The organism is Methanomassiliicoccales archaeon (assembly GCA_026394395.1).
Taxonomy (GTDB): domain Archaea; phylum Thermoplasmatota; class Thermoplasmata; order Methanomassiliicoccales; family UBA472; genus UBA472.
In genome coordinates this window covers 16,428-41,265 of sequence record JAPKYK010000001.1, presented here as the reverse complement: position 1 = coordinate 41,265, position 24,838 = coordinate 16,428, and the positions used below count along the sequence as shown (strand labels likewise).

General features: G+C 59.3%; 31 protein-coding genes and 1 tRNA gene. 23 read left to right on the top strand and 9 right to left on the bottom strand.

Annotated elements, in window-relative coordinates:
• Window positions 1-3: 3 nt before the first annotated feature.
• From NT131_00255 to NT131_00245, 3 genes are read left to right on the top strand one after another with little or no spacing between them, the layout of a single operon-like run.
• A complete protein-coding gene (locus tag NT131_00255) occupies window positions 4-270 on the top strand; it encodes an elongation factor 1-beta (protein ID MCX6650085.1) in 267 nt (88 codons plus the stop codon).
• A 52-nt stretch (window positions 271-322) separates the two neighbouring features.
• Window positions 323-1,930, top strand: coding sequence for a radical SAM protein (locus NT131_00250; GenBank protein MCX6650084.1), 1,608 nt, complete (start codon window positions 323-325; stop codon window positions 1,928-1,930).
• A gap of 42 nt (window positions 1,931-1,972) precedes the next feature.
• Entirely contained in the window at window positions 1,973-3,046 is a 1,074-nt protein-coding gene (locus tag NT131_00245) for a DNA primase large subunit PriL (protein ID MCX6650083.1), read from the top strand.
• On the opposite strand, the gene NT131_00240 is transcribed toward NT131_00245, so the two are convergent.
• From NT131_00240 to truA, 3 genes are all read right to left on the bottom strand, one after another.
• Window positions 3,018-3,656, bottom strand: a complete 639-nt coding sequence (locus tag NT131_00240; GenBank protein ID MCX6650082.1) for a CDP-alcohol phosphatidyltransferase family protein — start codon at window positions 3,654-3,656, stop codon at window positions 3,018-3,020. The two genes, NT131_00245 and NT131_00240, sit on opposite strands and share 29 nt — an antisense overlap.
• Window positions 3,647-4,171 (bottom strand): adenylate kinase family protein, encoded by a 525-nt coding sequence (locus tag NT131_00235; GenBank protein MCX6650081.1) that lies wholly within the window; start codon window positions 4,169-4,171, stop codon window positions 3,647-3,649. The genes NT131_00240 and NT131_00235 overlap by 10 nt, the downstream gene beginning before the upstream one ends.
• Window positions 4,172-4,329: 158 nt before the next feature.
• Entirely contained in the window at window positions 4,330-5,145 is an 816-nt protein-coding gene (gene truA, locus NT131_00230) for a tRNA pseudouridine(38-40) synthase TruA (GenBank protein MCX6650080.1), read from the bottom strand.
• An 83-nt stretch (window positions 5,146-5,228) separates the two neighbouring features.
• Between truA and NT131_00225 the strand changes: the two genes are divergently transcribed.
• The gene (locus NT131_00225) at window positions 5,229-5,930 is read left to right on the top strand and encodes an RNA methyltransferase (protein MCX6650079.1); all 702 of its coding nucleotides are present in this window, start codon (window positions 5,229-5,231) and stop codon (window positions 5,928-5,930) included.
• 1 nt (window position 5,931) lies between these two features.
• Here the strand turns inward: NT131_00225 and ftsZ (NT131_00220) are convergent, their stop codons facing one another.
• Window positions 5,932-6,942, bottom strand: a complete 1,011-nt coding sequence (gene ftsZ, locus NT131_00220; GenBank protein MCX6650078.1) for a cell division protein FtsZ — start codon at window positions 6,940-6,942, stop codon at window positions 5,932-5,934.
• A gap of 48 nt (window positions 6,943-6,990) precedes the next feature.
• A complete protein-coding gene (locus NT131_00215; protein MCX6650077.1) occupies window positions 6,991-7,302 on the bottom strand; it encodes a ribbon-helix-helix protein, CopG family in 312 nt (103 codons plus the stop codon).
• Between the two features lie 229 nt (window positions 7,303-7,531).
• On the opposite strand from NT131_00215, the gene NT131_00210 reads away from it, so the two are divergent.
• Together NT131_00210 and NT131_00205 are read left to right on the top strand one after the other, a co-directional pair.
• Window positions 7,532-8,080, top strand: coding sequence for a TATA-box-binding protein (locus NT131_00210; GenBank protein ID MCX6650076.1), 549 nt, complete (start codon window positions 7,532-7,534; stop codon window positions 8,078-8,080).
• Complete coding sequence (locus NT131_00205) at window positions 8,077-8,913, top strand: TatD family hydrolase (protein ID MCX6650075.1); 837 nt, start codon at window positions 8,077-8,079, stop codon at window positions 8,911-8,913. Before NT131_00210 ends, NT131_00205 begins: the two co-directional genes overlap by 4 nt.
• Here the strand turns inward: NT131_00205 and NT131_00200 are convergent.
• Entirely contained in the window at window positions 8,910-9,182 is a 273-nt protein-coding gene (locus NT131_00200) for an acylphosphatase (GenBank protein ID MCX6650074.1), read from the bottom strand. The genes NT131_00205 and NT131_00200 overlap by 4 nt on opposite strands.
• 126 nt (window positions 9,183-9,308) lie before the next feature.
• Between NT131_00200 and ftsZ (NT131_00195) the strand changes: the two genes are divergently transcribed.
• Window positions 9,309-10,430 (top strand): cell division protein FtsZ, encoded by a 1,122-nt coding sequence (ftsZ, locus tag NT131_00195; protein ID MCX6650073.1) that lies wholly within the window; start codon window positions 9,309-9,311, stop codon window positions 10,428-10,430.
• Between the two features lie 33 nt (window positions 10,431-10,463).
• On the opposite strand, the gene NT131_00190 is transcribed toward ftsZ (NT131_00195), so the two are convergent.
• Window positions 10,464-10,658 carry a helix-turn-helix transcriptional regulator gene (locus NT131_00190; GenBank protein ID MCX6650072.1) on the bottom strand — a complete coding sequence of 65 codons (195 nt, stop codon included), beginning with the start codon at window positions 10,656-10,658 and terminating at the stop codon, window positions 10,464-10,466.
• A 304-nt stretch (window positions 10,659-10,962) separates the two neighbouring features.
• Between NT131_00190 and ftsZ (NT131_00185) the strand changes: the two genes are divergently transcribed.
• The 10 genes from ftsZ (NT131_00185) to NT131_00140 all read left to right on the top strand — a co-directional run bounded on the left by ftsZ (NT131_00185) (window position 10,963) and on the right by NT131_00140 (window position 19,406).
• Window positions 10,963-12,066, top strand: coding sequence for a cell division protein FtsZ (gene ftsZ / locus NT131_00185; GenBank protein ID MCX6650071.1), 1,104 nt, complete (start codon window positions 10,963-10,965; stop codon window positions 12,064-12,066).
• A 53-nt stretch (window positions 12,067-12,119) separates the two neighbouring features.
• Window positions 12,120-12,347 carry a protein translocase SEC61 complex subunit gamma gene (locus tag NT131_00180; GenBank protein MCX6650070.1) on the top strand — a complete coding sequence of 76 codons (228 nt, stop codon included), beginning with the start codon at window positions 12,120-12,122 and terminating at the stop codon, window positions 12,345-12,347.
• A 24-nt stretch (window positions 12,348-12,371) separates the two neighbouring features.
• Window positions 12,372-13,235, top strand: coding sequence for a transcription elongation factor Spt5 (locus NT131_00175; GenBank protein ID MCX6650069.1), 864 nt, complete (start codon window positions 12,372-12,374; stop codon window positions 13,233-13,235).
• Between the two features lie 4 nt (window positions 13,236-13,239).
• The gene (locus NT131_00170) at window positions 13,240-13,719 is read left to right on the top strand and encodes a 50S ribosomal protein L11 (GenBank protein MCX6650068.1); all 480 of its coding nucleotides are present in this window, start codon (window positions 13,240-13,242) and stop codon (window positions 13,717-13,719) included.
• Between the two features lie 132 nt (window positions 13,720-13,851).
• A complete protein-coding gene (locus NT131_00165) occupies window positions 13,852-14,490 on the top strand; it encodes a 50S ribosomal protein L1 (protein MCX6650067.1) in 639 nt (212 codons plus the stop codon).
• A gap of 13 nt (window positions 14,491-14,503) precedes the next feature.
• Window positions 14,504-15,499: a 50S ribosomal protein L10 gene (locus NT131_00160; GenBank protein MCX6650066.1), complete on the top strand. Its 996-nt coding sequence runs from the start codon at window positions 14,504-14,506 to the stop codon at window positions 15,497-15,499.
• A 12-nt stretch (window positions 15,500-15,511) separates the two neighbouring features.
• Complete coding sequence (rpl12p, locus tag NT131_00155) at window positions 15,512-15,820, top strand: 50S ribosomal protein P1 (GenBank protein MCX6650065.1); 309 nt, start codon at window positions 15,512-15,514, stop codon at window positions 15,818-15,820.
• A gap of 208 nt (window positions 15,821-16,028) precedes the next feature.
• Window positions 16,029-17,186: an AAA family ATPase gene (locus NT131_00150; GenBank protein MCX6650064.1), complete on the top strand. Its 1,158-nt coding sequence runs from the start codon at window positions 16,029-16,031 to the stop codon at window positions 17,184-17,186.
• 44 nt (window positions 17,187-17,230) lie between these two features.
• Window positions 17,231-18,346: a glycine cleavage system aminomethyltransferase GcvT gene (gene gcvT, locus NT131_00145; protein ID MCX6650063.1), complete on the top strand. Its 1,116-nt coding sequence runs from the start codon at window positions 17,231-17,233 to the stop codon at window positions 18,344-18,346.
• Window positions 18,347-18,350: 4 nt separating this feature from the next.
• Complete coding sequence (locus tag NT131_00140) at window positions 18,351-19,406, top strand: M20/M25/M40 family metallo-hydrolase (GenBank protein ID MCX6650062.1); 1,056 nt, start codon at window positions 18,351-18,353, stop codon at window positions 19,404-19,406.
• Here the strand turns inward: NT131_00140 and asnS are convergent.
• Window positions 19,397-20,695, bottom strand: coding sequence for an asparagine--tRNA ligase (gene asnS, locus NT131_00135; protein ID MCX6650061.1), 1,299 nt, complete (start codon window positions 20,693-20,695; stop codon window positions 19,397-19,399). The two genes, NT131_00140 and asnS, sit on opposite strands and share 10 nt — an antisense overlap.
• Before the next feature lie 15 nt (window positions 20,696-20,710).
• Here asnS and NT131_00130 point away from each other — a divergent pair, with 15 nt between their 5' ends.
• From NT131_00130 to NT131_00105, 6 genes are all read left to right on the top strand, one after another.
• A complete protein-coding gene (locus NT131_00130) occupies window positions 20,711-21,235 on the top strand; it encodes a GNAT family N-acetyltransferase (GenBank protein ID MCX6650060.1) in 525 nt (174 codons plus the stop codon).
• Between the two features lie 3 nt (window positions 21,236-21,238).
• Window positions 21,239-21,637 carry a hypothetical protein gene (locus NT131_00125; protein MCX6650059.1) on the top strand — a complete coding sequence of 133 codons (399 nt, stop codon included), beginning with the start codon at window positions 21,239-21,241 and terminating at the stop codon, window positions 21,635-21,637.
• Between the two features lie 151 nt (window positions 21,638-21,788).
• Window positions 21,789-21,956 carry a hypothetical protein gene (locus NT131_00120; protein MCX6650058.1) on the top strand — a complete coding sequence of 56 codons (168 nt, stop codon included), beginning with the start codon at window positions 21,789-21,791 and terminating at the stop codon, window positions 21,954-21,956.
• An 80-nt stretch (window positions 21,957-22,036) separates the two neighbouring features.
• The gene (locus NT131_00115) at window positions 22,037-22,357 is read left to right on the top strand and encodes an Lrp/AsnC ligand binding domain-containing protein (protein ID MCX6650057.1); all 321 of its coding nucleotides are present in this window, start codon (window positions 22,037-22,039) and stop codon (window positions 22,355-22,357) included.
• 20 nt (window positions 22,358-22,377) lie between these two features.
• Window positions 22,378-22,674, top strand: a complete 297-nt coding sequence (locus NT131_00110) for a UPF0147 family protein (GenBank protein ID MCX6650056.1) — start codon at window positions 22,378-22,380, stop codon at window positions 22,672-22,674.
• A 65-nt stretch (window positions 22,675-22,739) separates the two neighbouring features.
• Window positions 22,740-22,811, top strand: a tRNA-Gly gene (locus NT131_00105).
• A 25-nt stretch (window positions 22,812-22,836) separates the two neighbouring features.
• On the opposite strand, the gene NT131_00100 is transcribed toward NT131_00105, so the two are convergent.
• On the bottom strand, window positions 22,837-24,705 hold the full coding sequence (locus NT131_00100; GenBank protein ID MCX6650055.1) for a cation:proton antiporter: 1,869 nt from the start codon (window positions 24,703-24,705) through the stop codon (window positions 22,837-22,839).
• Window positions 24,706-24,838: the final 133 nt, after the last annotated feature.

The window sequence follows — 24,838 nt, the reverse complement described above, 5'->3', positions numbered from 1 at the left end:
TGAATGGGAACCGTTGCGGCCACTTATTCTCTGATGCCGGAGGACGTCGACTTCGACTTCCCTGCGTTGGTCGGGAAGCTGTCCAAGATCGTGCCGGCCAACGTCAAGGTGGCCAAGGCGGACATCGTCCCCATGGCCTATGGGCTAAAGAAGCTGGAGGCGGCCTTCGTCATGGAGGACGCCGCTGGCCTCGTGGATAAGCTCGAGGAGGTCCTCAGGGGCATCCCCGGCATACAGAACGTAGAGACCGAGCAGGTCACCCTGCTCTGAAAATCCTTTCACAGGCCTTATAAGGCCTTCCTTCATTTTATTGAGCGGACACATGACCGAAGTGCTGGTCTTCGACGGTTACATCGACGAACCTGGTTCATTGGGGGTGCCACCCTACATCCACCCTTTGGTGCGAGCGGTCTACGGGGCGGTCAGGGACGCCGACGGCGTTCCTACCTACATGACCGTGGACCAGTGGCGGTCCGGGAAGGGACTGCTGAAGGCGGACATACTGGTCGTCCTTTCCGGCATGTCCGTCCCGGGCAGATATCTGCGGGGCATGCCGGCCTCCCGCCGGGAGATATTGCAGTTACTGGACGGTTTTCGCGGAGAGACCGTACTGGGCGGCCCGGCTGCGCTGGACGTGGTGCTGAAAGAGCACTTCGCCCATGTCCATTACAAGGACGCCGCTTCGGCTGTCTACGACCTCCTGAACGGCGGAAAGGCCAAGGACCGCTGGCGGGACCTGGAGGAATGGGACCGTTGGATGATGCTGGGGGCGGACTGCGTCCTATCCCATCCGGATTTCCCGCAACCGTTGATCGCCGAGCTGGAGACCTATCGCGGCTGCATCCGTTATGTCAACGGCGGCTGCTCGTTCTGCGTGGAGCCCCTGAAGGGCAGGCCAGTTTGCCGTGAGCCGGAGGCCATCGTCGCCGAGGCCCGGGCCTTGCGGGAGAGGGGCGTGGTCAACTTCCGCCTGGGGTCGCAGACCTGCATCATCTCCTACAAGGCGGATCTGGATGGCACTGACTGCCCCCGACCCAACCCGGAGGCGCTGGAGACTTTGCTCGCAGGCATGTCGGCGCTCAAGCCCGAGGTACTGCATGTGGATAACGCCAACCCGGCGGTCATGGCCCGTCATCCTGAGGAGACGGAGAAGATCCTGCGGTCCTTGGCCGAGCATTGCACCCCGGGGAACGTCCTGGCCTTGGGTATGGAGACGGCCGACCCGGATGTGGTGCGGATGAACAACCTGAACGCCACCCCGGAGGAGGTGCTGTGGTCTGTGCGGACCATAAACCGTCTCGGAGGGGAGAGAGGGTCCAACGGGCTGTCGGCCGTTCTGCCAGGGATCAACGTCCTGGTGGGGCTGCTGGGGGAGAGGCCGGAGACGCTCGAGACCGACTACCGTTTCCTGAAGGATATTCTCGACGAGGGGCTGCTCCTTCGCCGGATCAACATCCGACAGGTCATGCCGATTCGACGGGAGTTCCCGCAGACGGTCAGCCACTCGACCTTCCTGAAGTTCAAGGAGAAGGTGCGGAAGGAGATCGACCGCCCCATGCTTGAGCGCCTGGTCCCGGTGGGCACGGTGCTGCGCTCCGTCTACACCGAGATGAGGGAGGGCAAGGTGACGTTCGGAAGGCAGATCGGGACCTACCCCCTGCTGGTGGGCATCGATCACCCGGTGGAACTGGACCGGTTCCTGGACGTGGCCATAGTCGGCCACGGCTTCCGCAGCGTCAGCGGCGTGCAGTATCCCTTGAACGTCAACAACTGCCACATCACCGCCCTCGAGTGCCTGCCCGGACTGGGCCGGAAGCGGGCCATACGCCTGTTCCACGCTCGCCCGATAAAGGATGTGAATGAACTGCGCCAGGCGCTCGACGACCCCCGGGTGGCCGATGCTGTCCTGCCTTTCCTGAGCTTCGATTGAGTCCCAATCCTAAATAGAGGCGAAGCGAATCAGGTCCCGGCCATGGAATTCCGCGCGCTTGCCCTCTACCCCTTCCTCAAGGAGTCCAGCCAGTTCGTGAAGGAGCACCAACTTGGTCTGGAGGACCTTTTAGGGCACCCTATAATGGCCGAGGCCCGCCGCCGGGGCAAGGCCAGAGTGATGGAGGCCATCAGCGACCTGACCGTTCCGAACAACCCGGTCACCTCCGAGGACATGGCGGTCCAGGAGATCATGAGCTATCCCTACGCCCGCATCCTCGTGTCATGCATCGGCGACGACGTGCTGGTACGACGCTATGCTCTGGCAGAGGCCAAGGCCTTCAACGACCGCCTGCGAAAGGAGGACATGGAGACGGTGGCGTATCTGGCCAAGGAGCTGGGGGTGGAGGCCATACGGAGGGACGATGAGCTGCGCATGCACTTCGCCGACTTCCTAGGCTACACCTCCGGGCTGAGAGGGCCGGAATGGAAACTGGTCAACCAGGACCTGCGGGACGGATACGTGCAATTGGAAAAGGCCAAGTTCGTGCGGGTGCTGGAGCAAGCCCTCGACGAAAAGATCGAGGATGAGCTGCCCCTGCCGGTCAACGATGAGCTGCTAACGGTGGTGGAGAAGGAGCTGGTGGAGATCGTCACCGCCCTCAACGAGTACAAGGAGAAGTACCGCGACGAAGGGTTCGGCGAGGTCAGCATCCTGAAGTTCCCGCCCTGCATGAAGAAGCTGGTAGCCATGGCCCAGGCCGGTCAGAACATGCCCCACGCTGGACGATTCGCCCTGGCCAGCTTCCTAAGCTTCATCGGCATGCCGGTGGACGACATCGTCAAGCTGTTCTGCAGCTCCCCGGACTTCGACCATTCGAAGACCGCCTATCAGGTGCGGCATATCACTGGCGACGGGCTGGGCAAGCGCTACACCCCGCCGGAGTGCGCCACCATGCGCACCAACGGACTGTGCTTCGAGCCGGATGAGGTGTGCAACGGGCGGAGGGTCAACCACCCCCTGACCTATTATCGCATCCGCTCTCGCTCGCAGGAAAAGGTCAAGGAGAAGAAGGTGGAGAAGGGAACTAAGCCGCCTTCAGCCCCTTCCAAGTGATGACCGCCCTCTGTATGGCCGTCAGGTTTCCGACGACCGCGAACCACAGCATCATGACCTCGAAGGCGTTGATCTGGAATCCGAGGACGTCGACCTCCCGGTATCCCAGCAGCATCATGACCAGCTGCACCAGCGGAATGAGGAAGGACAGCACGATGCGGTCTGCCCGCCCCAGCAGTCCGGCGTAAATGCGCTTGGCCCCCACCGCCTGGGCCTGGGTGCCCATGTAGCTGGTCAGCAGCACGCCGATGATGGCCATCATGCCCAGGTACGGGGAGCACCAGGCGCTCACGGCCACGCCGCCGATCATCAGGATGTCGGCGTAGCGGTCCAGCACATGGTCCAGGAAGTCGCCCCGCCGGTCAGCCTTGCCGGCCAGCCTGGCCACCTTCCCGTCCAGCCCGTCGAAGAACCCGCTGACCAGAACGATTATGGCCGAGAGGGGCAGAAGTATCTGCCAATGGTCATATGAGAAGTACAGCATGACCCCGGCCAGCGCGGCCAGTATGAGCGCGGTGAAGGTAATAACGTCCGGATGGACGTTCCGCAGGGCGTTGGCCGCTGGATCCATGATAAAGTTGACCTTGTCGCGCTTCGAATCTAGGACCATCGCAACGCCTCCTCGCTCCAGTCGATATTTCCCATGGCGTACTTTTCCTTTTCCCCGGCCAGTATGGAGCTGATGGCCTGTACGGTCTCCTCTGGCCTCATCTCGGTGGTGTCCACCTCGCACACCGGGGCGGAGGAGTCCACAGACTCGGCCAATATCACGTCCAAGGCCTCGGCCAGAGCGTTCTCCCGGACCTTGGCCGGCGGCCATCCGCGTCCGGACAGACGTTCGGCCAGCAGGGAGGGATGGCAACGCAGGACGATGATAAGGTTCACGTCCAGCAGGTGTGACAGATGCCCGACCAGTATGCCGTCGGTGAAGCCTTCTGACCGCAAGGCTTCCTGCAGGTCCACCGGGTCCAGTTCGTAGCTGTCCCGGGCCAGGTCCTTGTTCTTCAGCAGCCCGTACTTCCGGGCCAGCTCGTTGACCTCCAGCACCTTCCATCCTGCATTGGCGAGGGCCAGGGCGGCCGTGCTCTTGCCGGTGCCGGGCGTTCCGGTCAAAGCGACAATCATCCCTGGTCAATAGCGTGTCTGATACAAAATATGATGTCGAGGGGGTCTTGACAGCCCCCTCGTGTCCCGCGGACCTTCTCCCTTCCCCAAGGACAACGCAAGGAGCGGCGCGGCACTATATGAACGGGGGCTGAGCATGCTATCGTCAGGGTTAAATATCATTTTCCCGGGGAAGGTCGGGCCAGCTCTGCCATCTCGAGCAGATCCGTATTGAACCTGTACCTGGTCCAGGTCAGGTCCCTCTCCTCTATGACCTTCTCGCGCATCGGACCGGTGGGGCCGAACGTCCAATCCAGGTCGTATTCCACGTCCATCAGGAACAGTCCTTCCGGTGCGGCCAGCCCGAGCGATCGGCCGTGGCCCTGCAAGGCCTCTTGTAGGTCGTTCAACGAAGCGCGCCCCTGCCCCACCTGGTCCATCGCGGAGACGATCCTCCGCACCATGTTGCGCAGGAACTCCCGGGCCCGGAGGTCGATGACGATCATCTCGTCATCTAAACGCACCTCCACCGATTCCAGGGTGCGCAACGTCACCTTTCCATCGGGCTTACAGAACTGTTGGAACTCGTGCTCCCCCTGGAGCCCCTTGGCGCATTTTTCCATCAGTCCTATGTTCTGCTTCCGGTACGGCAGATGGTAGCGATACCAGCGGCCCTTGGCCCGGCGAGGGGAAAAATTGTCAGGCACCTCAGCTAGCGCGTAACAGTAGACCTCCTGGCACTTGGCATTGAGAGCTGCCAGAAGCTCCTGCCGGCGGAAATCGGTGTTGACGGCGAAGACGTTCCCTAGGGCGCTAACCCCACGATCGGTCCGGCTGGCCACGCGGAAGCGGTCCTCCTCTGCTGAGCGGATCGCGCCAATCTTGCCCAGCGCGTTCAGGAGCTCGCTCTCGGCGGTGCGCTCGCATGGCTGCCTCTGGGAGCCCATGAACCTGGTGCCATCGTAGGCGAACTTCACCGCCACCCGGCCGCTCATGCCCAGTATATCTGGGCCGGGGACTAAATGCTTTGCAGTGCGGAAAAAATAATTAAATAAAGGCGCAGGCTGTCCCGGTCCTCATGCCGCAGGTCAAGGTCGTTCTGGTGGAGCCGCAAGTCGACGGGAACGTCGGAGCGGTGGCCAGGTCCATGGCCAATTTCGGGTTCACCGAGCTGTGCATGGTCAACCCCTGCGAGCTGACGGACGAGGCCTTCAAGAGGGCCAAGCACGCCGGTTACATCCTCAAGGAGGCGCAGGTGGTCGGCAGCTTCGATGAAGCGGTGGCCGACTGCTTCCACATTGTCGGCACCAGCGGCATAGTCACCGCCGGGGAGAAGCACTACATCCGCATACCGCTGACCCCAAGGGAGTTCGCCGAACACTTGGATGGCGTGGAGGAGAAGGTGGCCGTGGTCTTCGGGCCAGAGGATACCGGTCTGCGCCAGGACGAACTGGCCCGCTGCGACCTGCTGGTCAACATCCCGTCGCATGAGGACTATCCCGTGCTCAACCTGTCCCACGCGGCGACCATCGTGCTTTACGAGCTGTACCAGAAACAGGTCCATGTTGGTTCTCCGAAAAAAGCCAGCGAGCACGAGCGAGAAAAGCTGCAGGAGTTCTTCGACGAGCTGCTGGATGCCATCGATTATCCTGATTTCCGCAGGGAGCGCACATCCATAATGTTCAAGAGGATGATGGGGAGAGCGATGCCCTCCCGTTGGGAGTTCCACACCATTATGGGCGTGTTCGGTGACGCGGCCAAGAAGATCAAAAAAAAGTAAATTAGGGTCCGTACTTGCCCAGGACCCGACCCAGGTCGTCGCCTGGTACGAAGGACGGTGCTAACGGTCCGTTCACTTCCGATATGCCGGTGATGATCGCTATCATCCTGATGTTGCCCTCCATCTCCTCCTCCACCCGTACACCGAACTTCACCGTGGCCTCGTCGTCCAGCACCTTAGTGATGCTGGCCACGATGCGGTTCGCCCTCCTGAGCGTCAGATTGTTGCCGCCGGCGATGTGGATGAGGGCACCCGTTCCTCCCTTGATGTCCACGTCCAGCAACGGATTTTCTATGGCGTCGCGGACCACCGCCTCCGGGTCGGCGTTTTCGCCGTAGAGTATGGTGGACACCCCGCCCTGCTCCATGATGGTACGCAGGTCGGCGAAGTCCAGGTTGATGAGGGACGGCGTGGTCAGGGCGTCCACCGTCCCCTTGATCAGTTCGGAGATGAGCTGGTCGATTATGCCCAGCCCCTGCTCCACCGGCAGGTTGTCGACCATGCCCAGCAGGCGGTCGTTGTCCAGGACCAGCAGGCTGTTCGACGATTCCCTTAATCGTTTCAGCCCTTTCATGGCGATGTTGCGCCGCCCGGCGCCCTCGAAGCTGAAGGGCGTGGTGGCGATAGATATGACCATAGAACCGCTGCGGCGGGCGATGTCCGCAACCACTGGCGAAGCTCCGGTGCCGGTGCCGCCGCCCAGACCGGTGATTATGAAGGTGAGGTCCACTCCCTGGAAAATCTTGGAGAGCATGGGGGCGGCATTGAGGGCGCATTCCTCGCCGATGTCCGGGCGTCCGCCAGTGCCCAGCCCTTTGGTGAACTCAGCGCCCAGAAGCAAACGGTTGGGACAGTTCGTAGCCTTCAGGGACCTTTGGTCGGTGTTGATCACAATGGTCGTGGCTGCCTCTATGCCGATGTTGTTTAGGCGGTGTATGCTGTTGCAGCCGCCCCCTCCACAACCGATAACAAGGATGCTGAGCTCGTGTGGCTCTATCTCTGACTCGTCCATCCCCTCGAAGCGCGACCCCATCCCATAGCTCCTGCGACGGGCGGGAGCTTACCGCATCTCGCCCATGGCCTTATCCAAACGCATGCGCACATACTCGCGCACGGCGTTGCGGATAGCATCGTCAATGGACACGGAATCTCCATCCCTTATGAGGGACTCCAGCTCTATCACCTTCCCCTTTGGCAGCTCCACTGTGACCCTTTGAATGTTCTCAGGCGTGAAATTGGTCTCGATGAAGGAATCGAGGGCCGCTCGGATGGCGTCGGATATGGTCGGGTACTTGCCGCCATCCACGAGCGCTTGAAGTGCCCCCAGCTTGTCCGCTTGGATCCTTACGGTTATCCTCTCGCTGTCGCTCATGACCGTGCCCTGACCATATAATGTCCGACAAAAATCGTATATTTGTCAGACAATTAGATGATAATCTTGAAGATATATAAATGTTGGCGGGTGGCCAGGACCGGGGCGTAAGGAGCAGCTCGCCCGATTCTTTAAGGTCTTTTTTACTCGATCTTGAGTCCTTCTAATATAAGCTAATACCGAAAACCTTTATAAACGGGTATATAAATAACCTCGAAAAGGTGACTATATGGCTAAGATACAGATCGAGAACGTCGTGGCTTCCACTACCCTCGGGGAAGAGCTTGACCTTCCGTCAATCGCCCTCGCCTTGGATGGCGCCGAGTACGAGCCAGAGCAGTTTCCTGGCTTGATCTATCGGCTGAAGGACCCCAAGACCGCGACGCTGCTCTTCCGTAGCGGCAAGGTGGTATGCACTGGCGCCAAGTCCTTACCTCACGTCGAGATCGCCATAAACAAGGTCGCCAAACAGATCGAGAAGGCCGGCATCAAGATCAAGGTCAAGCCGAAGATCGACGTGCAGAACATCGTAGCCTCGTCCGATCTGGGCCAGGAGATCAACCTTAACGCCATCGCCATCTCTCTGGGCCTGGAGAGGGTGGAGTACGAGCCGGAGCAGTTCCCCGGCCTGGTCTACCGCATAGACGTGCCCAAGGTGGTCGTGCTGCTCTTCGGTTCCGGCAAGCTGGTCTGCACCGGGGCCAAGCATGTGGAGGATGTTGATGCGGCGGTCAACAAGATCACCGAGGAACTGAAGGCCGCGGGCTTGTTGAAGTGAGATTTGCTTTCCCGGTCCTCGACAACCACATCCATCTGCAACCGACAGGGAGGAACGTCGAGGCCGTCAAGGATTTTTTGAACGCCGGCGGTACGCACCTGATCGTCAGCCATATGCCATATTCAGAGGCGCCCATCCGTACCGCTGAGGATTTTTCGAAGGCCTACGATATCACGCTAAGGATGGCGGAGAAGGCCCGTTCCGCGGGAGCGGCCGCCTTCGTCACCGTCGGTCCGTACCCAGTGCAGTTGATAGAGCTGGCCGAGAGCATGCCCTTGGATAAGGCGGTGAAGGTCATGAAGGGGGGGATGGACCTCGCGGCCGAGCTGGTCCGCGAGGGTCTGGCCGTTGGTCTGGGCGAGATAGGTCGCCCCCATTTCCCCGTGTCGGAGGAGATCATGGCCGCTTCCAACGACATCCTGTCGTACGGGATGCGGCTGGCCAAGGAATGCTCTTGCCCTGTGGTGATACATGCCGAGAGCGCCACCCCGGAGAGCATGGAGGACCTTGGAAGGATGGCAGACAAGGTCGGACTGCCCCGCGACAAGGTGGTGAAGCACTACTGCGGGCCGCTGGTGAAGCCGGAGGAGGGCCGGGGGCTTTTCCCGTCCGTGCTGGCATCCAGGGTGAACGTCCAGGAGGCTTTGGCGAAAGGTGACCGGTTCCTGCTGGAGACCGATTTCATGGACGACCTGGAACGGCCGGGGGCGGTCCTGGCCATAACTACCGTTCCGAAACGCATGCGCCAGCTTGTGGAGAAGGGCGTGAATGAATCGGTGCTCTGGAAGGTCAATAAGGAGAATCCGGAGAAGGTCTACGGCATTGAGCTCTAGTGCAATACCTCGAATCCTTCCAATCCTTCTGGTTCCTCGACCTTGATCTCCATCTGTGCTACCTCGGCCTGGGGGTGCTCGTTCTTGAGCTTCCGAATGATCTCTTGTACTGCCTGGCGCTGTCCCTCAAAGACCGCTTGGACGCTGCCGTCCGGCATGTTCTTCACGTAACCCTTGATGGACAGCATCTCGGCCCACCGTCGCGCGTATTGTCGGAAATAAACCCCTTGGACCTTGCCTTTGAAGATGACCGAGACGCGGTAGACCATGATGATAACATCAACCGGCTCCCTCTTATCATTTCCTAAATCTTCTGGGGAGCAAGAATATTTAATAGAAATGTCATATGGGAACAGAATCTGTTAGAAGGCTTTGACCAAGGGAAGGGATGGACGATGAGATCACTTGTTGAGGAAGCTCTAGCGAAGGACGGCTCTCCAGTTAAGACGGAGGCAGCGCCCAACTTCGGATATCAGCAGATGGATTCTACCGATGCTGAACTGATAGAGCTGTTGCAGAAACTAAAGACCAATATCAAGATATTCGGCGTGGGAGGCGGTGGTTCGAACACCATCTCCCGCATCTCGGAGGAGAACATCGCCGGGGTCGAGACCTACGCCGTCAACACGGACGCGCAGCATCTGCTGGCCGCCAGGGCTCAGCACAAGATCCTGCTGGGCCGCAGGAGCACCAGGGGACTGGGCGCCGGAGCCTTGCCCCAGGTCGGGGAGGAGGCCGCCAGGGAGGCCGAGGAGGAGATCAGGAAGGCTGCCATGGACGCCCACATGGTGTTCGTCACCGCGGGCATGGGAGGAGGCACTGGCACGGGGGCTGCGGCCGTCGTGGCCGGAATCGCTAAGGACGTTGGCGCCCTGACCATCGCCGTCACCACCCTTCCGTTCAAGGGTGAGGGCCGCCTGCGCATGGAGAACGCCGAGTGGGGGCTGCAGCGCCTCCGCAACGCTGCTGACACGGTTATCGTAATACCCAACGACAAGCTCATCGAGCTCTACCCTCGCCTGGGACTGAACCAGGCCTTCAAGGTGGCCGATGACGTCGTGACCAAGGCCATAAAGGGCATCACCGAGCTGATAACCAAACCCGGATTGGTGAACTTGGACTTTAACGACGTGCGCACCATAATGAAGGGCGCCGGGGTGGCCATGATCGGGCTGGGCGAGAGCGACGGGGACGCCGAGGACCGGGCCAAGGAGGCCATCGAGAACGCCCTCAGTTCACCGTTACTGGACGTGGACATCACCGGAGCGAACGGTGTGCTGGTCAACGTCATCGGCGGACCTGACATGACCATCCGCGACGCGGAGTTCATCGCCGAGGAGGTCCAGCGGAGGGTCAGTCCCAGCGCCAGGATCATCTGGGGAGCGGCAGTGGACCAGACATTGGAGAAGAAGATCCGGGTGATGGTCGTGGTGGCCGGGGTCAAGTCCAAGCAGATACTCGGTGCCCCGAACGACACCGACAAGCTGCGCAAGGCCGACCTGGACTTCATAAAGTAAAATCATTTTCGGGGGGAGACCCCCGTCATATCCTCATTTTTCGTACAGGAAGATATCCTCGATGCCCACCTTGAAGAACCTGGCCATCTTGAACGTCAGCTCCAACGAGGGATCATACCTCTCCTTCTCGATGGCGAGTACCGTCTGCCGGGTGATGCCGAGCTTCTCCGCCAATTCCCTTTGCGTCAAGTTGGTCATAGAGCGGTAGACCCGCAGCCGGTTCTGCATACGTACATCACTTTATGTAAAGAGTTGAATACATTTTGAATATTAAACTTTACTTTTTGTAAATCAAATGTTACTTTATGTCAATTTATATATACAGTAAACAAATAAAATATTCCTTTTGGAATTATTAAATGTAAAAAAATTGGTTACCAGTATTTGCCTGACCTATTGATAATTATTTACAATATATTATTCTAATCGCCTGTTGGCACCGAAATATATTAACATTTACATTACGTCATCGTTGTTAGACGAGCGATAGCCGAGGGCATGTGCCGCCAGCGAGCTCGTCTGAGGCCCCTCCATGAAATCATTCATAAGCGATGCCATGTCCCGTGCCGGTCCAGAGAACGCCACCAGCATGCCCTCGTTCAAGGCTCAGTCGGCCGAGGATGAGGAACTGGAAAAGATCTTATTGAGCCTGAAGACCAACATCAAGATAATTGGTTGCGGAGGCGGCGGTTCGAACACTATCGACCGCTTGTACGCCAGCGACATCAAGGACGCCGATCTCTACGCCGTGAACACCGACGCCCAGCACCTGCTGATAACCCGGGCCCACAAGAAGATCCTGCTAGGCCGCAGGAGCACCAAGGGGCTCGGCGCCGGAGCGCTGCCCCAAGTAGGAGAAGAGGCGACGCGCGAGGCGGAGGAGGACCTGCGCAAGGTGCTCATGGGAGCTGACATCGTCTTCGTCACCGCCGGCCTGGGAGGAGGCACTGGTACGGGCGCTGCGCCCTACATCACGCAGATGGCCAAGGAGATGGGGGCGCTGACCATCGCCATCGTCACCTCGCCGTTCAAGGCCGAGGGGTCCATACGCGCGGAGAACGCGGAGTGGGGCATGGAGCGCCTGCGTTCCGTCGCCGACACGGTCATCGTGATACCCAACGACAAGCTGTTGGAACTGGTCCCCCGCTACTCCATCAACGCCGCCTTCAAGGTGGCGGACGAAGTGCTCATGCGGGCCATAAAGGGAATAACGGAGCTCATAACCCGCCCCGGTCTCGTCAACCTGGACTTCAACGACCTCAAGACCATCATGAAGGGTGGCGGCGTGGCCATGATCGGCATGGGCCAGGGCGAGGGCGACGATAAGGTGGATCAGGCCATCAACGAAGCGATCAACTCCCCGCTGATCGACGTGGACATCAGCGGCGCCAACGGCGTCCTGGTGAACGTGATAGGCGGCGAGGACATGACGGTCAGCGAAGCGGAGAAGGTGGCCGAGATGATCCAGGCCAAGGTCAACCCCAATGCCAGGATAATCTGGGGCGCTTCCGTGGACCCGGTCCTCGAGAACAAGATGAGGGTCATGGTCGTGGTCACTGGCGTCAAGTCCAAGTACATACTCGGGCCCAAGGAGTCGATGATACCCAAAGGTATGTCCGTAGACTTCATCAAGTAAAGAAAGGATTATTTATAAGGAAGGATTAGGGCGTAATCCAAGAGTGCGTGTAAATGGACATTGTCGAAAAATCTTGGGCAATCCAAAAGCGGATCGAGGAACGCGTCAAGAGAGTCGGTAAGGGCAAGTACGGCCGCGTCCTGAAGATGGCCAGAAAGCCCACTAACGAGGAGTACTCCAAGACGGTGATGATCACCGGCCTGGGTCTGATCTTGATAGGCGGACTGGGGTTCGCCATCTACCTCATAATTAGATACGTCCCAGGAATGCTCGGCCTGTAAATTTAACTCAAGAGGGCTGTGTAAATGAACGGTCAAGAATCAACGCTAATCCCCCAGAGCGGGAACGGTCCTGTGACCCTGTCGGGGGAGAACAAGGCCCAGAGGGTAACCGCTGGCAGCAAGGCCGTCTGGAAGCTGGTCCTCAAGCTCCGGCAGGCGGGCAAGGTCAAGGTAAGGATCGTCCTGGGCATCGATTACGGCAGCGAGGACTCTCCGGAGTGGGACATCAGCATCAACGCCAATTCCAACACGCTGTGGGAGAGCGCCAAGCTCACCCCGCCCGACGTGGAGTTCAACATGGAGGGATTGGGCGGCAAGGAGATCTCTTTAGAGGCGGAAGCCCCTCGCGGAGCGCGCCTGGATGACGATGTCAAGATCAACATGAAGGTCATCGCCGAGGGAGTGGAGTGCAGCAACATGGACTTCTACGCGAACACCATGCAGTCCATTCTGATCCTCAAGACCTCTATCGGACATGAGAGGGCCGTCGTGGACGGCGTGGCCGGGAAGGTCAAGACCGGCGGCGACAAGGGCATATTCGCCATGCTGGCGCCGGGAAAGCTGGAAGGCTACGTGTTCATGGAGGCCATGAACACCGACCTGGTCAGGGAGACCTGCCGGGGGGTGCGGAAGGCGAAAGGGCTGGTCGAGGGGGAGACCAAGCTGACGGAGATAGAGCATTTCCTGACCCCCAAGCCCCTGGTCTCCGGTATATCCGTGGGCGACGTGGTGGAACTGGTCGCCGGCCCGTTCAAGGGCGAGAAGGCCAGGGTGCAGAAGATAGACGAGAGCAAGGAAGAGATCACGGTCGAGCTTTTCGAGGCCACCGTGCCCATCCCTGTCACCGTCCGCGGGGACAGCGTGAGGGTCCTCGAGAAGGAGAGATGATAATATGTCAGAGACTATCGAAGTGTTAGTGGATGGCGGAAAGGCCACCCCCGGTCCGCCGCTGGGACCCGCCTTGGGCCCGACCGGCATCAACGTCGTTCAGGTCGTAGGCGCGATTAACGAGAAGACCAAAGGATTCGTCGGCATGAAGGTCCCGGTCAAGGTCATCATCGATCAGAAGACCAAGACCTTCGAGATAAAGGTAGGAACGCCCCCGACCTCCGCCCTGCTCTTCAAAGAGCTGGGGATCGAGAAGGGCGCGGGCGCCCCCAAGGTGGGCAAGGCCGGCAACATCACCATAAAGCAGGCGGTCAAGGTCGCCCACATGAAGCAGGACTCCCTCACCGGCGTTGACGTGAAGGCGCGGGTCCTGGAGGTCATTGGTACCTGCGTCTCCTGCGGAATAACCGTGGAAGGCAAGGAAGCCAAGGACATGCAGGCCGAGATCAAGGCCGACAAGTGGGCCGCCCAGCTTAAGGACTGAAACCTCTTCCAGTGCAAACATTTTCCTTCTACTTTTAATACGATATCTTTATAAATGGTAGGGTAATTAGGGGGTCTCACCAAACTGTAGGAGAGCCTTCATTGGCTCGTTGGAACTACAGGAGGGATAGAATTGGCAGAAAAAGGAATTGTTACGGCCGTTAAGAAAGCCTTGGAGCATTCTCCAAAGCGCAATTTTAAACAAACGGTCGACCTGTCCATCAACCTGAAGGATGTGGACCTGTCCATACCAAAGAACAGGATACAGGAGGACATAGTTCTGCCTCACGGAAGGGGTAAGCTCATCAAGGTCTGTGTCATCGGCAGCGGAGAAATGCTGATCAAAGCCAAGGACGTGGCCGACAGGGTTGTGTCCGTGGAAGAGCTCGGCACCATCGCTGACGACAAGAAACAGGCTAAGAAGATGGCTAATGAGTTCGAGTATTTCATCGCGGAGGCCCCGTTGATGCCCACCATCGGTAAGAGGTTGGGTATCGTACTGGGTCCCCGTGGCAAGATGCCCAAGCCCATCCCCCCGGGAGCGGATCCCAAGCCCATGATAGACAACCTGCGCAAGTCGGTGTCCATCAGAAGCAAGGACAATATGACCTTCCACACAGTCGTCGGGACCACGGACATGACCCCAGAGGACATTGCTGACAACATCGAGCTGATCTTCAAGAGGATTGGACTGAAGCTCGAAAAGGGTACCCTGAACATCCGGTCCGCTTTCGTCAAGACCACTATGGGACCTTCCGAAAAGGTGATTTGAGGAGGTCCAAGACATGGCACACGTAGCGAGCTGGAAAAAGGAAAGGGTGCAGGAGCTGGTGGACCTCATGGTCCACAGTCATGCTGTCGGCATAGTCAATCTGCACGGCATTCCCGCTGCCCAGATGATCTCCATGCGCGCCAATCTGCGCGGCAAGGCCGAGGTGAACATGACCAGGAACACTTTGATGAACCTGGCGATCACCGAAGCAGCCAAGCAGAAGCCGGGCCTGGAGCAGCTGAGGCCGCTCATAGACGGACAGTGCGCGATCGTCACCACGGACGAGAACCCGTTCAAGCTTTTCCGCCAGATGGAGGGCACGAAGACCCCGGCTCCGGCTAAGACCGGAGATATTGCGCCGGAGGACATCGTGGTCAAGGCGGGGGACACCCCGTTCAAGCCCGGCCCCATCATCGGAGAGCTGCAGAAAGCCGGCATCCCCGCGGCCATAGAGTCCGGGAAGATCGTCGTCAAGAAGGACAAGGTCCTCGTCCCCAAGGGCGAGCCGGTCCCTGACGAGGTCGCCAAGGTGCTGGTCAAACTGGAGATCTTGCCCATGATCGTGGGTATGGACCTCCGCGCCGCCTTCGAGGGCGGCGTGCTGTACGGGAAGGATGTCCTGAACATACCGGCGGACTACTACACCAACATGATGGGAGTGGCCGCCAGGAATGCCCTAGGCTTGAGCTTGTCTATAGCTTATGTTACGCCTCAGACTGTCACGCCCTTGCTATCCAAGGCCTATCGCGAAGCGATGGCCTTGAGCGTGGCTGGCGCGTTCCCCACCAAGGACAGCATCGGTGCCATCCTTGCGAAGGCGGACGCGCAAATGATGACTTTGGCTTCGATCATCGGTTTGGAAGACGAGAGAATCAAAAACAGAATGGCTGCGGTCCCCGCGGCCAAACCGGTGAACGAACCCAAGGCCGTAGAGGCTAAGAATGAAAAGGAAGAAGAGAAGGTCAGCGAGGAGGAAGCCGCTGCTGGCCTGAGCTCTTTGTTCGATTGAGGAGGTAAGGAAATGGAATACATATACAGCGCTTTGGTCCTTCACGCCGCTGGAAAGCAGGTGTCCGAGGACGCGGTCGCCGCTATCTTGAAGAGCGCCGGTGTTGAGCCGGATGCATCCAGGATAAAGGCCTTGACCGCTTCCCTGGAGGGTGTCAACATCGATGAGGCTATCGCCTCCGCGATGGTTGCCGTCGCACCTGCCGCTGCCGCCGCCCCGGCTCACGCCGCCGCGGCCGGTCCGGCCAAGGAAGAAGCTAAGGAAGAGCCAGCTGTTACCGAGGAAGAGGCCGCCGCCGGTCTCTCCGCTCTGTTCGGCTGAACAGGACCAGACAGGGCCGGTCCCCAGTTACCGAGCCTTCTCAGGTCTTCAAACCATTTACCTTTTCATTTTTTTGTTCGTTGGCGAAGCCTACGCTTTCTATAGTCATCGTAAAACAATTTATGAGTCGCCCATACCTTTCCATCCCGATGAGATTGCAGAATATGACCCTCGGCTTCGGATTCATACGCATGAGAAGGTAATGCATATGCGTAACCCACGCCTGATCAAGGACCAATCCAAACTTTCGTTCGATTACGTGCCGGACAAGCTATGCCACCGTGAGGAGCAGCTGGAGAGGCTCGATATGCTCTTCCGCCCGGTGCTAGAGGGCAGCATGTCCCAGACCGCCTTCCTCATCGGCAGCGTCGGAACGGGAAAGACGGCCACCTCCAAGCGCTTCTGCCTGGACCTGATGAAGGCCGCGCAGGAGAGGGGCAGAGTGATGGACTACATCATAGTCAACTGCCGCCAGCGGCCGACGGAAGTGGCCGTCCTTCGCCGCATCGTCATGCACTTCGACGAGAACTTCCCCGACCGCGGGTTCTCCACCGAGGAGATGCTGCGCTCCATACGCAAGCACCTGGAGAAGCGCAAGATGCACCTGGTGGTGGTCCTGGACGAGGCCGACGTGCTCCTGGTCAAGGGGGCTGGCGACCTCGTCTACCAGCTCACACGCTTCGACGAGGAGGTGGTGGGCGGCCGTCCGTCGCTCTCCGTCATCATGATCTCCCAGAAGAACGTCCTGGAGATGCTGGACCCCGCCTCGTCGTCCACTTTCCGACGGTCGAACGCCATCCGCTTCGACAAGTACGGGGTGCGGGACCTGGCCGACATACTGAAGGTGCGCACGGAGCTGGCGTTCTTCCCCGGGACGGTGCGCCCGGACTCCCTGGACCTCATGGCCGACATCGCCTCCGAGTTCGGGGACGCCCGCTTCGCCATCGAGCTGCTGGACCGGGCCGGCATGCTGGCCGAGGAGGAGGGCTCGGAGCATCTGGCGCCGGAGCACGTGCGCGGGGCCAAGGCCCTCACCTACTCGGTGGTCACCGAGAGCAAGATAGAGGACCTGGACAAGCAGCACAAGATGGTGCTGCTGTCCGTGGCTAGGGCCATAAAGGACCAGGCCTACGTGCGCACCCCGGAGGCCGAGGCCGTCTACAAGATAGTGGTCGAGGAGTACGGGGAGAAGGCCAGGGGGCATACCATGTTCTGGTCCTATCTGCAGGACCTGTCCAACCAGGGGTTGGTAGGCACGCGCGTGGCCAACGAGGAGACCGGCGGGCGCACCACCTACATATCGCTGCCAGACGTACCGGCCAAGGTGGTCCGCACCAGGTTGGAGGAGAGCCTGGGCGGGCGCTGACGGAAAGCTATTGATAATTTGCCGTCATTTTAGAGGGTGAGCACATGAACAGAACGCCGCTTTACAAAGAGCACCTGGCTCAGAAGGCCAGGATGGTCGAGTTCGCTGGGTGGGAGATGCCCATTCAGTATTCTGGTATCATCGAGGAGCACGCCCACGTCCGACGCCAGTGCGGTCTGTTCGACGTGTCCCACATGGGCGACCTGCTCATCCACGGCACCGATGTGACCAAGCAGCTGGACTGGCTGCTCACTAATCCTATCAGCAAGGCCCCGGTGGGCAAGGCGGTCTACGGCCACCTGCTGAGCACCGACGGGCAGATCATAGACGATGTGATCACCTACCACATCGCCGATGGGCAGTACCTGATGGTCCCCAACGCATCAAACGTGGACCGCGTGCGGGAGTGGGTTAAGGCCAACACCAAAGGATTGGAGATCGTGGACCTCTCTACCCGCCTGGCCTGCATCGCCGTACAGGGTCCGTTGGCCCGGGGGGTCCTGCAGAGAATATGCTCCATCGACCTCTCCCAGATGAAGCGCTTCCAGGGGCGCTTCGCCTTCCTTTCCGGAGGGGGTTCCAGATTCCTGCCCGACCTATTGCCGTCGAACGGCCAGGGCGTGGGCTGCTACATCGGCAGCACCGGATACACCGGCGAGGACGGCTTCGAGGTGCTGGTGGAGGACCGGGACGCCCCCTGGCTATGGAACAAGCTTTTAGGAGAGGGGGACGGGAAGGTCAAGCCCATCGGGCTGGGAGCAAGGGACACCCTGCGCCTGGAGATGGCCTACCTCCTGTCGGGAACGGACTTCGACGGACGCCAGACATCCTTGCAGACCGGGCCGCCCTGGGTGGTCAAGATGGACCATGCCTTCATCGGCCGGGATGTGCTGATCCTGCAGAGGGAACATAAGTACGATGTGCTGGTGGGGATGGAGCTGACCGGCAGAGGCGTCCCGCGCCACGGTTATGACATCATGCAGAACGGCAAGGTCGTGGGGAAGGTCACCAGCGGCAACATGTCCCCCTGCTTGAGGATCGGGATCGCCATGGGCTACGTGCCCCAGAAGCTTTCCGCCGTTGGGACGGAGCTTTCCATATCCATACGCGGCGAGGCCGTGCCGGCCAAGGTTGTGCAGACCCCCTTCTACAGGAAGTGATGCCATGCCCAGGGAGCTCGTGCGTAACCTCATAGAGATGCTGCGTGTCCACAGCGACACTAATGAGGGAAAGCACGAGCTCTTCGAGATGGTGCTCGGAAAATTGCAGGAGATGAGCCTGGACATCACCGTCGGCGGTATGCGTGAGAGCCCTGCGTTGGTCGCGTCCCACGGTGAAGGGGGAATGGCCTACGCCGCCCACCTCGATACCGTGCCCGCGGGGGAGGATTGGACCAGGGAGGACGGAGAGGTGGAGGCTGGACGCATCTACGGCCTGGGAGCGGCGGACATGAAGGGGGGAGCGGCGGCCATGCTGTCTGCCGCACGCACGCTGAAGGAGGAGGACGTGCCGTTCTGTCTGCTCATCACCACTGACGAGGAGGAGCTGATGACCGGGGCGGAGTTCCTGGCCAAGAGGCCGGAGGTGCGCAAGGCCAGCTCCGTGCTGGTCGGAGAGCCCACGGACCTGAGGGTGGCCTGGAAGGAGAAGGGGATATCCCGGTTGACACTGACCGCTCACGGGGTGGCCTCACACGCTAGCATGCCCTGGAACGGGGATAATGCCATCATGCGCATGACCCGGCTGCTGGAAAAGCTCTCCCCTATGCTCAACGTCCCTTCGGGACCGACTGACGATCTCACTCTGGTCGTTTCGACCATCAAGGGCGGGACCCGCAACAACATCGTCCCGGACCGTTGCGACGCCCAGTTCAACGCCCGCTTCCCCTATCCGCTGACGGCCAAGGAGGTGCGCGAACGCATCATGCACACTCTCGATGGGGAGGACTACGACATCGTCATGCAGTACGAGCTTCCGGCCTTCGAGACCCTGCCGGACACGACGCTCATAAGAGAACTGCAGGCCGCCGGGGCCGGGGAGCTTTTCGCCGTCCCCTACGCCACCGAGGCCGCGGTGTATTCCGCGGTGAACTCCCTGGTCAGCGTCTGCGGGCCGGGAAGTCCTTCCATGGCCCACGCCAAGGACGAGTATGTGGAAAGGTACCAGCTGGAGAACGCCTATCACCTTTATTGTGAGATGGGCCGGCGCCTTCAGGGGTAAACCCGGGCGACGGTCCTGGGGTACGGTATGGCGTCCCGGATGTGGTCCAGGTTGCACACCCACTTCACGATGCGCTCCACGCCCAGACCGAAGCCGGAGTGCGGCACGGAGCCGAAGCGCCTCAGGTCCAAGTACCAGCGGTACGGGTCCTCCGGTATGCCCTGGGCCTCCATCCTCTGCAGTATCTTGTTCAGGTCGGTCTCCCTCTCGCTACCGCCTATTACCTCCCCGAAGCCGAAGGGTGCCAGCAGGTCGGCGCACTTGTAGGTGCGCAGGTCGTCCTCGTCCTCCTTCATGTAGAAGGCCTTGCACACCTTGGGAAAGTTGGTGACGAAGACCGGAGCGACCTCCTCTTCGGTGATAGCCCTCTCTTCTGCCGCCCCCAGGTCCGCCCCGAACTCGATGTCGAAGCCCTTGGCCTTCAGCTTGTTGATCATGTCCGCGTAGCGCAGCCTCTTGAATGGAGGCTGCACCATCTTTAACGGCTCGATGTCCCGTTTGAGCAGCTCCAGCTCCTCCTTGCGCTCCTTGAGGGTCTTGGTCACCATGGCCGAGACCAGCTCCTCCTGGATCTTCATGTTGCCCTCGTTGTCCACCCAGGCCTCCTCCAGTTCCATGTGCCAGTATTCGGTCAGGTGCCTAGACGTCCGGGACTTCTCGGCCCGGAAGGAGGGGGTGATGGAATAGACCCTCTCAAGGGAGAATATCAGCGACTCGAGGTACATCTGGGCGCTCTGGCTCAGGAAGGCCTCGCGGTCGAAGTACTTCAGTTTGAAGAGGGTGACCCCGCCCTCGCAGGCGTTCTGGGTGAAGATGGGCGGAGTGACCTCGGTGAACTCGTTCTCGGCCAGCCACTCCCGGGCGCCGGCCATCAGCGTGGCCTTGACCTTCATGACCGCGGTCTGCTCCCGTGAACGTATCCATAAATGGCGGTTGTCCAAGAGCAGCTCCTCGCTCTGGTACTCAGTGATGGGGAAAGGCAGAGCGGCCCCGATGACGCTTAGGGAGGACGCTCGGACCTCGTACCCGCCGGGAGCGCGATCGTCCTTGTACATGGTGCCGACCACCTCTACCGACGATTCGATGGAGGCGGCCCCGGCGGCCTCGAACTGGGCGTCGGGCAGATTGCCCTTCTTGACGGTTACCTGGATGATTCCAGTGGAGTCGCGGACCACGGCGAACACTATCTTTCCGCTGCTTCTGGTGCGGTACACCCATCCTCTCAGGGCCACCTGGCCCTCGAGGCAGGGGGATGTCAGCAGCGAGCGGATGCTTGAGAAGGACGTCATCATTGCACCTGGCTGTTGAAGAACTGCTTCTGTGTATCAAATGATTTCGGTCGGGACGGCGGCAAATGGATAAAGCCGGGAGGACGATTCCTAGGCGTGCACAGGCGTCTGGCGAGGAGGGGTGACCTGCCGGGGATCATGGCATTGGAGGAGGAGATTTTCGATCTCAACAGCTTCTCCGAGGAGCTGGTCGAGAGCTTTCTGTCGGACCCGGAGGTACGTACCCTGTTGATCGAGGAGGGGGCCGTGATAGCTTATTCCATGGTCCGCCTGTCGACCGGGTACGAGACGGCCGAGGTGCTATCGTTGGCCATCTCCCCCTCACATCGCCATCGGGGGTTGGGGCGGGAACTGATCGAGGCCATGGAGAAGATGGCCGCGGAAGGCGGCTTCTTGACGGTCATGCTATGCGTGCGCCCGGACAACGCCGCCGCGGTCAACTTATACCTCTCCCAGGGGTATAGGGTGTTGGCCCGCCTCAGAGGCTATTACGAGGATGGGGCGGACGCGGACATGATGGTCAAGCACATGGAGGGATGAGGCATGAAGGTCAAGGAGGCCAAGCTAAGCGATCTGAAGGGGATAGAGGGCAAGCCGAACCTGCTCGGCGGGCCGTCCTTCTCCCTTTCCGCCCTGGAGATCTTCATGACCGCCCCTGACTTCACTATCCATATGGCCGGGGGCTCGGCCATGGTGCTCTATCATGAGGGCGAGGGGGGCAAGAGCCGGGTCCTGCTCGTGGTAGGCCAATTGTCGCCAGAGCTGCTCAAGGCGGCGGAAGGGGCGGCCCGATGGGCGGGGACGGTGAAGATCACCCTGGAAGCGGAGCCGCAGAGCGAGGCCCTGCCGACCTTGGAGGGATACGGGTTCACCAAGAAGGGCGACGTAGCCAACTATTTCGGCAAGGACCGGCCGGCGTACTTCATGGAGAAGAATCTGTAATATGCATTAAATTATAATAATATTTTAATATATATATCAATCCAGAGGGCTGGATGGCTGAAAAATGCCCTAAGGCAATCATTATATATGGAACCGGGCATTCGCCAAAACAGACCAACGCTCACGTGATGTTGGACTGGGGTGAATGACTATGGAAGAGTCTCTTTGCAATGTTGAGTTCCTGAAAGACAACAACAATTTCGTGGCACGGGTGCAAAGCGAGCTCGGAGGCCTCCGGGAATACCAGAGCAGCAGCCTGGAAGAGGTCTTGGAACAGGTCATCATCGACCTGCAAGAGGAATTCGAGACCGCGATGTGATTCCTTCCGATTTTTTCACTGCGACTAATCCAGCATGACCGCGTGATCGGTCGATCCTGAGCGTCCGAGGAGGGTTGTGCATGCAACAGAGCGAGAACGACTCGATAATGTCCTCATACTACGGTGAAGATGAGGTTACCGCCATCATCACCCTAAAGGTCGAAACCAAGGATGCTGACGAGGTATGCGAGAACGTTTCCTTGCTCAAGCTAGCCATAGACGTGTTCCTGGTTACCGGGGACACCGACATAGTAGTGAAGGCCAAGTTCAAGAACTACACTCAACTCAAGAAATTCTTGGTGGAAGAGCTGTCCCGCATCAATGGCGTCAAGGACACCAAGACCCTCATGGTGGTAGCTGCCTTCAAGGAGAAGGGGGAGCTGAAGTTCGACTCCGAGTGAGGGGGGACCGCATCTCAGTGATGCTAAAGGATGGTGATTTCATGGGATACGATGTTAAACAGAGACTCAATCAGGTAATCGATGTCTTGGACCAGTTGTCGGAGGACACTTCCGTTCCCCGTAACATTCGCCGCGGGGCCACCGAGGCCAAGGGCCGGTTGAACCAGGACGGGGAGGCCATGGACGTGCGCGTGGCCGGGGCCATAGGCAAGCTGGACGACCTAGCTAACGACCCGAACATACCTATGCACGGCAGGACCGTAATATACCGGATCATCTCCGAGCTGGAGAACCTTCTGAAATCCATCAACAACTGATGGTCGACCTTCATCCAGGCGATGGGAAAAAACTTTAAAATTGCGCGGTATTGTAGTAGCCTCAGGCGGGCATAGTCTAGTGGTTAGGACTGAAGCTTCCCAAGCTTCGAACTCGGGTTCGAATCCCGGTGCCCGCACTTCTGGTCTTTTTCGTTCCTGAGTTCACAGGCGCTTCCACTTGGTGTTGTCGTCCAAGGGCTCGTCGATGCTCGGTCCGGACATGGGAACCTGCTCCGCCTTCGCCTCGACCGGTTCCGGGTCCCAGCCGGAATCGGGCCTCGCTTCCGGTGCATTGAACTGGGGCTGGAAAGGCTTCTCCTTCTTGCGGGGTACGCGGCGCTTGACCGGTTTGGCGTTTATGTTCATCGAGGGCGTCTTGGTCAGATGATAGACGCTGCGAGACATTCCCAGTACTATGATGAAGTAAGCAATCAGGATAATGACCGATGTGACCCACCAGATGCTGAAGAGCGCGGCCAGGGAGAGTATGGTCACCAGACTCAGACTGACAAAGCCGGAGATGAAACGGCTGATGTGCCCGGGGTCATGGGTCACCACCCCCAGATTATCGAAGTTAATGGTGCGCACAATGGAGTATATGTCGCTCTCCAGTGTGGCGTAGATGATGGTCACGATGCCCCCGCCGATGACGAAGGAGAGCATGTTGTAGGGGAAGGGCAGCACCATTATGGCCATGAGGATTACGAAGTACAAGATCACCAGGGCTTCCAAGCGGCGGGTCCTCTCGAACAGCTTGAGGGTCGAGGGGAGGATAATCTTGCTCATGGTGCGGTTGATGAGGGAGCCGCTGTACCTCAGAACCTTAGGCGTTATCTTTGTAAGCGCGCGGGTTACACCTGCGCTGTGTTTCATCAGCGTGGGAGCGATTATACTCATGATGAAGCAGTAGGCTCCGGCGAAGGGGTCAAGTTGCGATTCTTTGGTCACCGCTGGGGAATTGCTCCCCACGCTGGCGTACATGATGGCTTCCGAGGAACGCCCGGTCATGGCCGTGCCGATGAAGGTGGCGGCTTTAGAGGTGAATCCCAGCAGATAGGTGACCGACCCTAATATGATGACCTCGTAGAACAGGGAAACGGGCACGGCGATGAGCAGTATGGGAATGATCCCGGACAGCGCGTTCAGGTTGATCATCATGCCGAAGCTGATGAAGAAGACGGCCACCAGGGCGTCCCGGAACGGAGTGATGCGGTCCTCAATGCGTTCCGCCAGTTTGGTCTCAGCGAAAACCATGCCGAGGAAGAAGGCTCCGATGATGGCTGGGACCCCGGCGACCTCCGCCAGGGCAGCGGAGAGGAACACTAGTCCTAAGGCGAAGAGCACGAACAGTTCGTTGCTCTTGATGCTCTCGAAGTATTTCACCACGTGGGGAATGACCGCGATGGCTATGAAGATGAAGAAACCGTAGAAGGCCAGTATACCGACGATGAGGCGGGTCATGGTCATGTTGCTGGCGTCGGTCTTGAACATCAGTCCCCCGGCGATGGTGAGCAGCACCATGGACAGGAAGCTCTCCACGATCACCGTGCCCAGCAGGTACTCCTTCTCCGGATTGGCGGAGCGTTCCATGTCCTCCAAGGCCTTGCCGGTGATGGCTACCGAGCTCATGGATATTACCCCGGCCAGGAAGACCGTGTCCACCACCGGCCATCCCAGGGCGAAGCCGATGAGTATGCCGAGGAACATGCCCAGCCCCACGTCCATCAGCGCCAGGATTATCGCCGGGGCCTTGGTCTTCTTCAATTTGGTTATCGAGAATCCTAGCCCCACGAAGAACATCAGCAGGGTCAGGCCCATGCTGGACAGTAGCTTGATGAACTCGGTGTCCTTGACCAGCCCGTCGTAGGTGAAGCCGAAGAGCTCGATGTAAATGTAGGGACCGATGAGGATTCCGGCTAGTATGTAGCCGAGGATGACGCTTTGCTTGGCCTTCGAGGCTACGGCTGCGCCTATGAAGGCGACCAGCATTATGATCCCCGCCTCGAACATCAAACTGTCAGTTGCTATCATCGCCACTACCTATGCTGGTGCGTTCGTGCTGGTTTCGGGCAATCGCTTTCGCTGGGCGTTATCATTTCGCCCTGTCCTCAAGAGCGCCGCCTGCAGAGCATGGCACCTAGTGCATCCCGTTTCCTCGATAGTA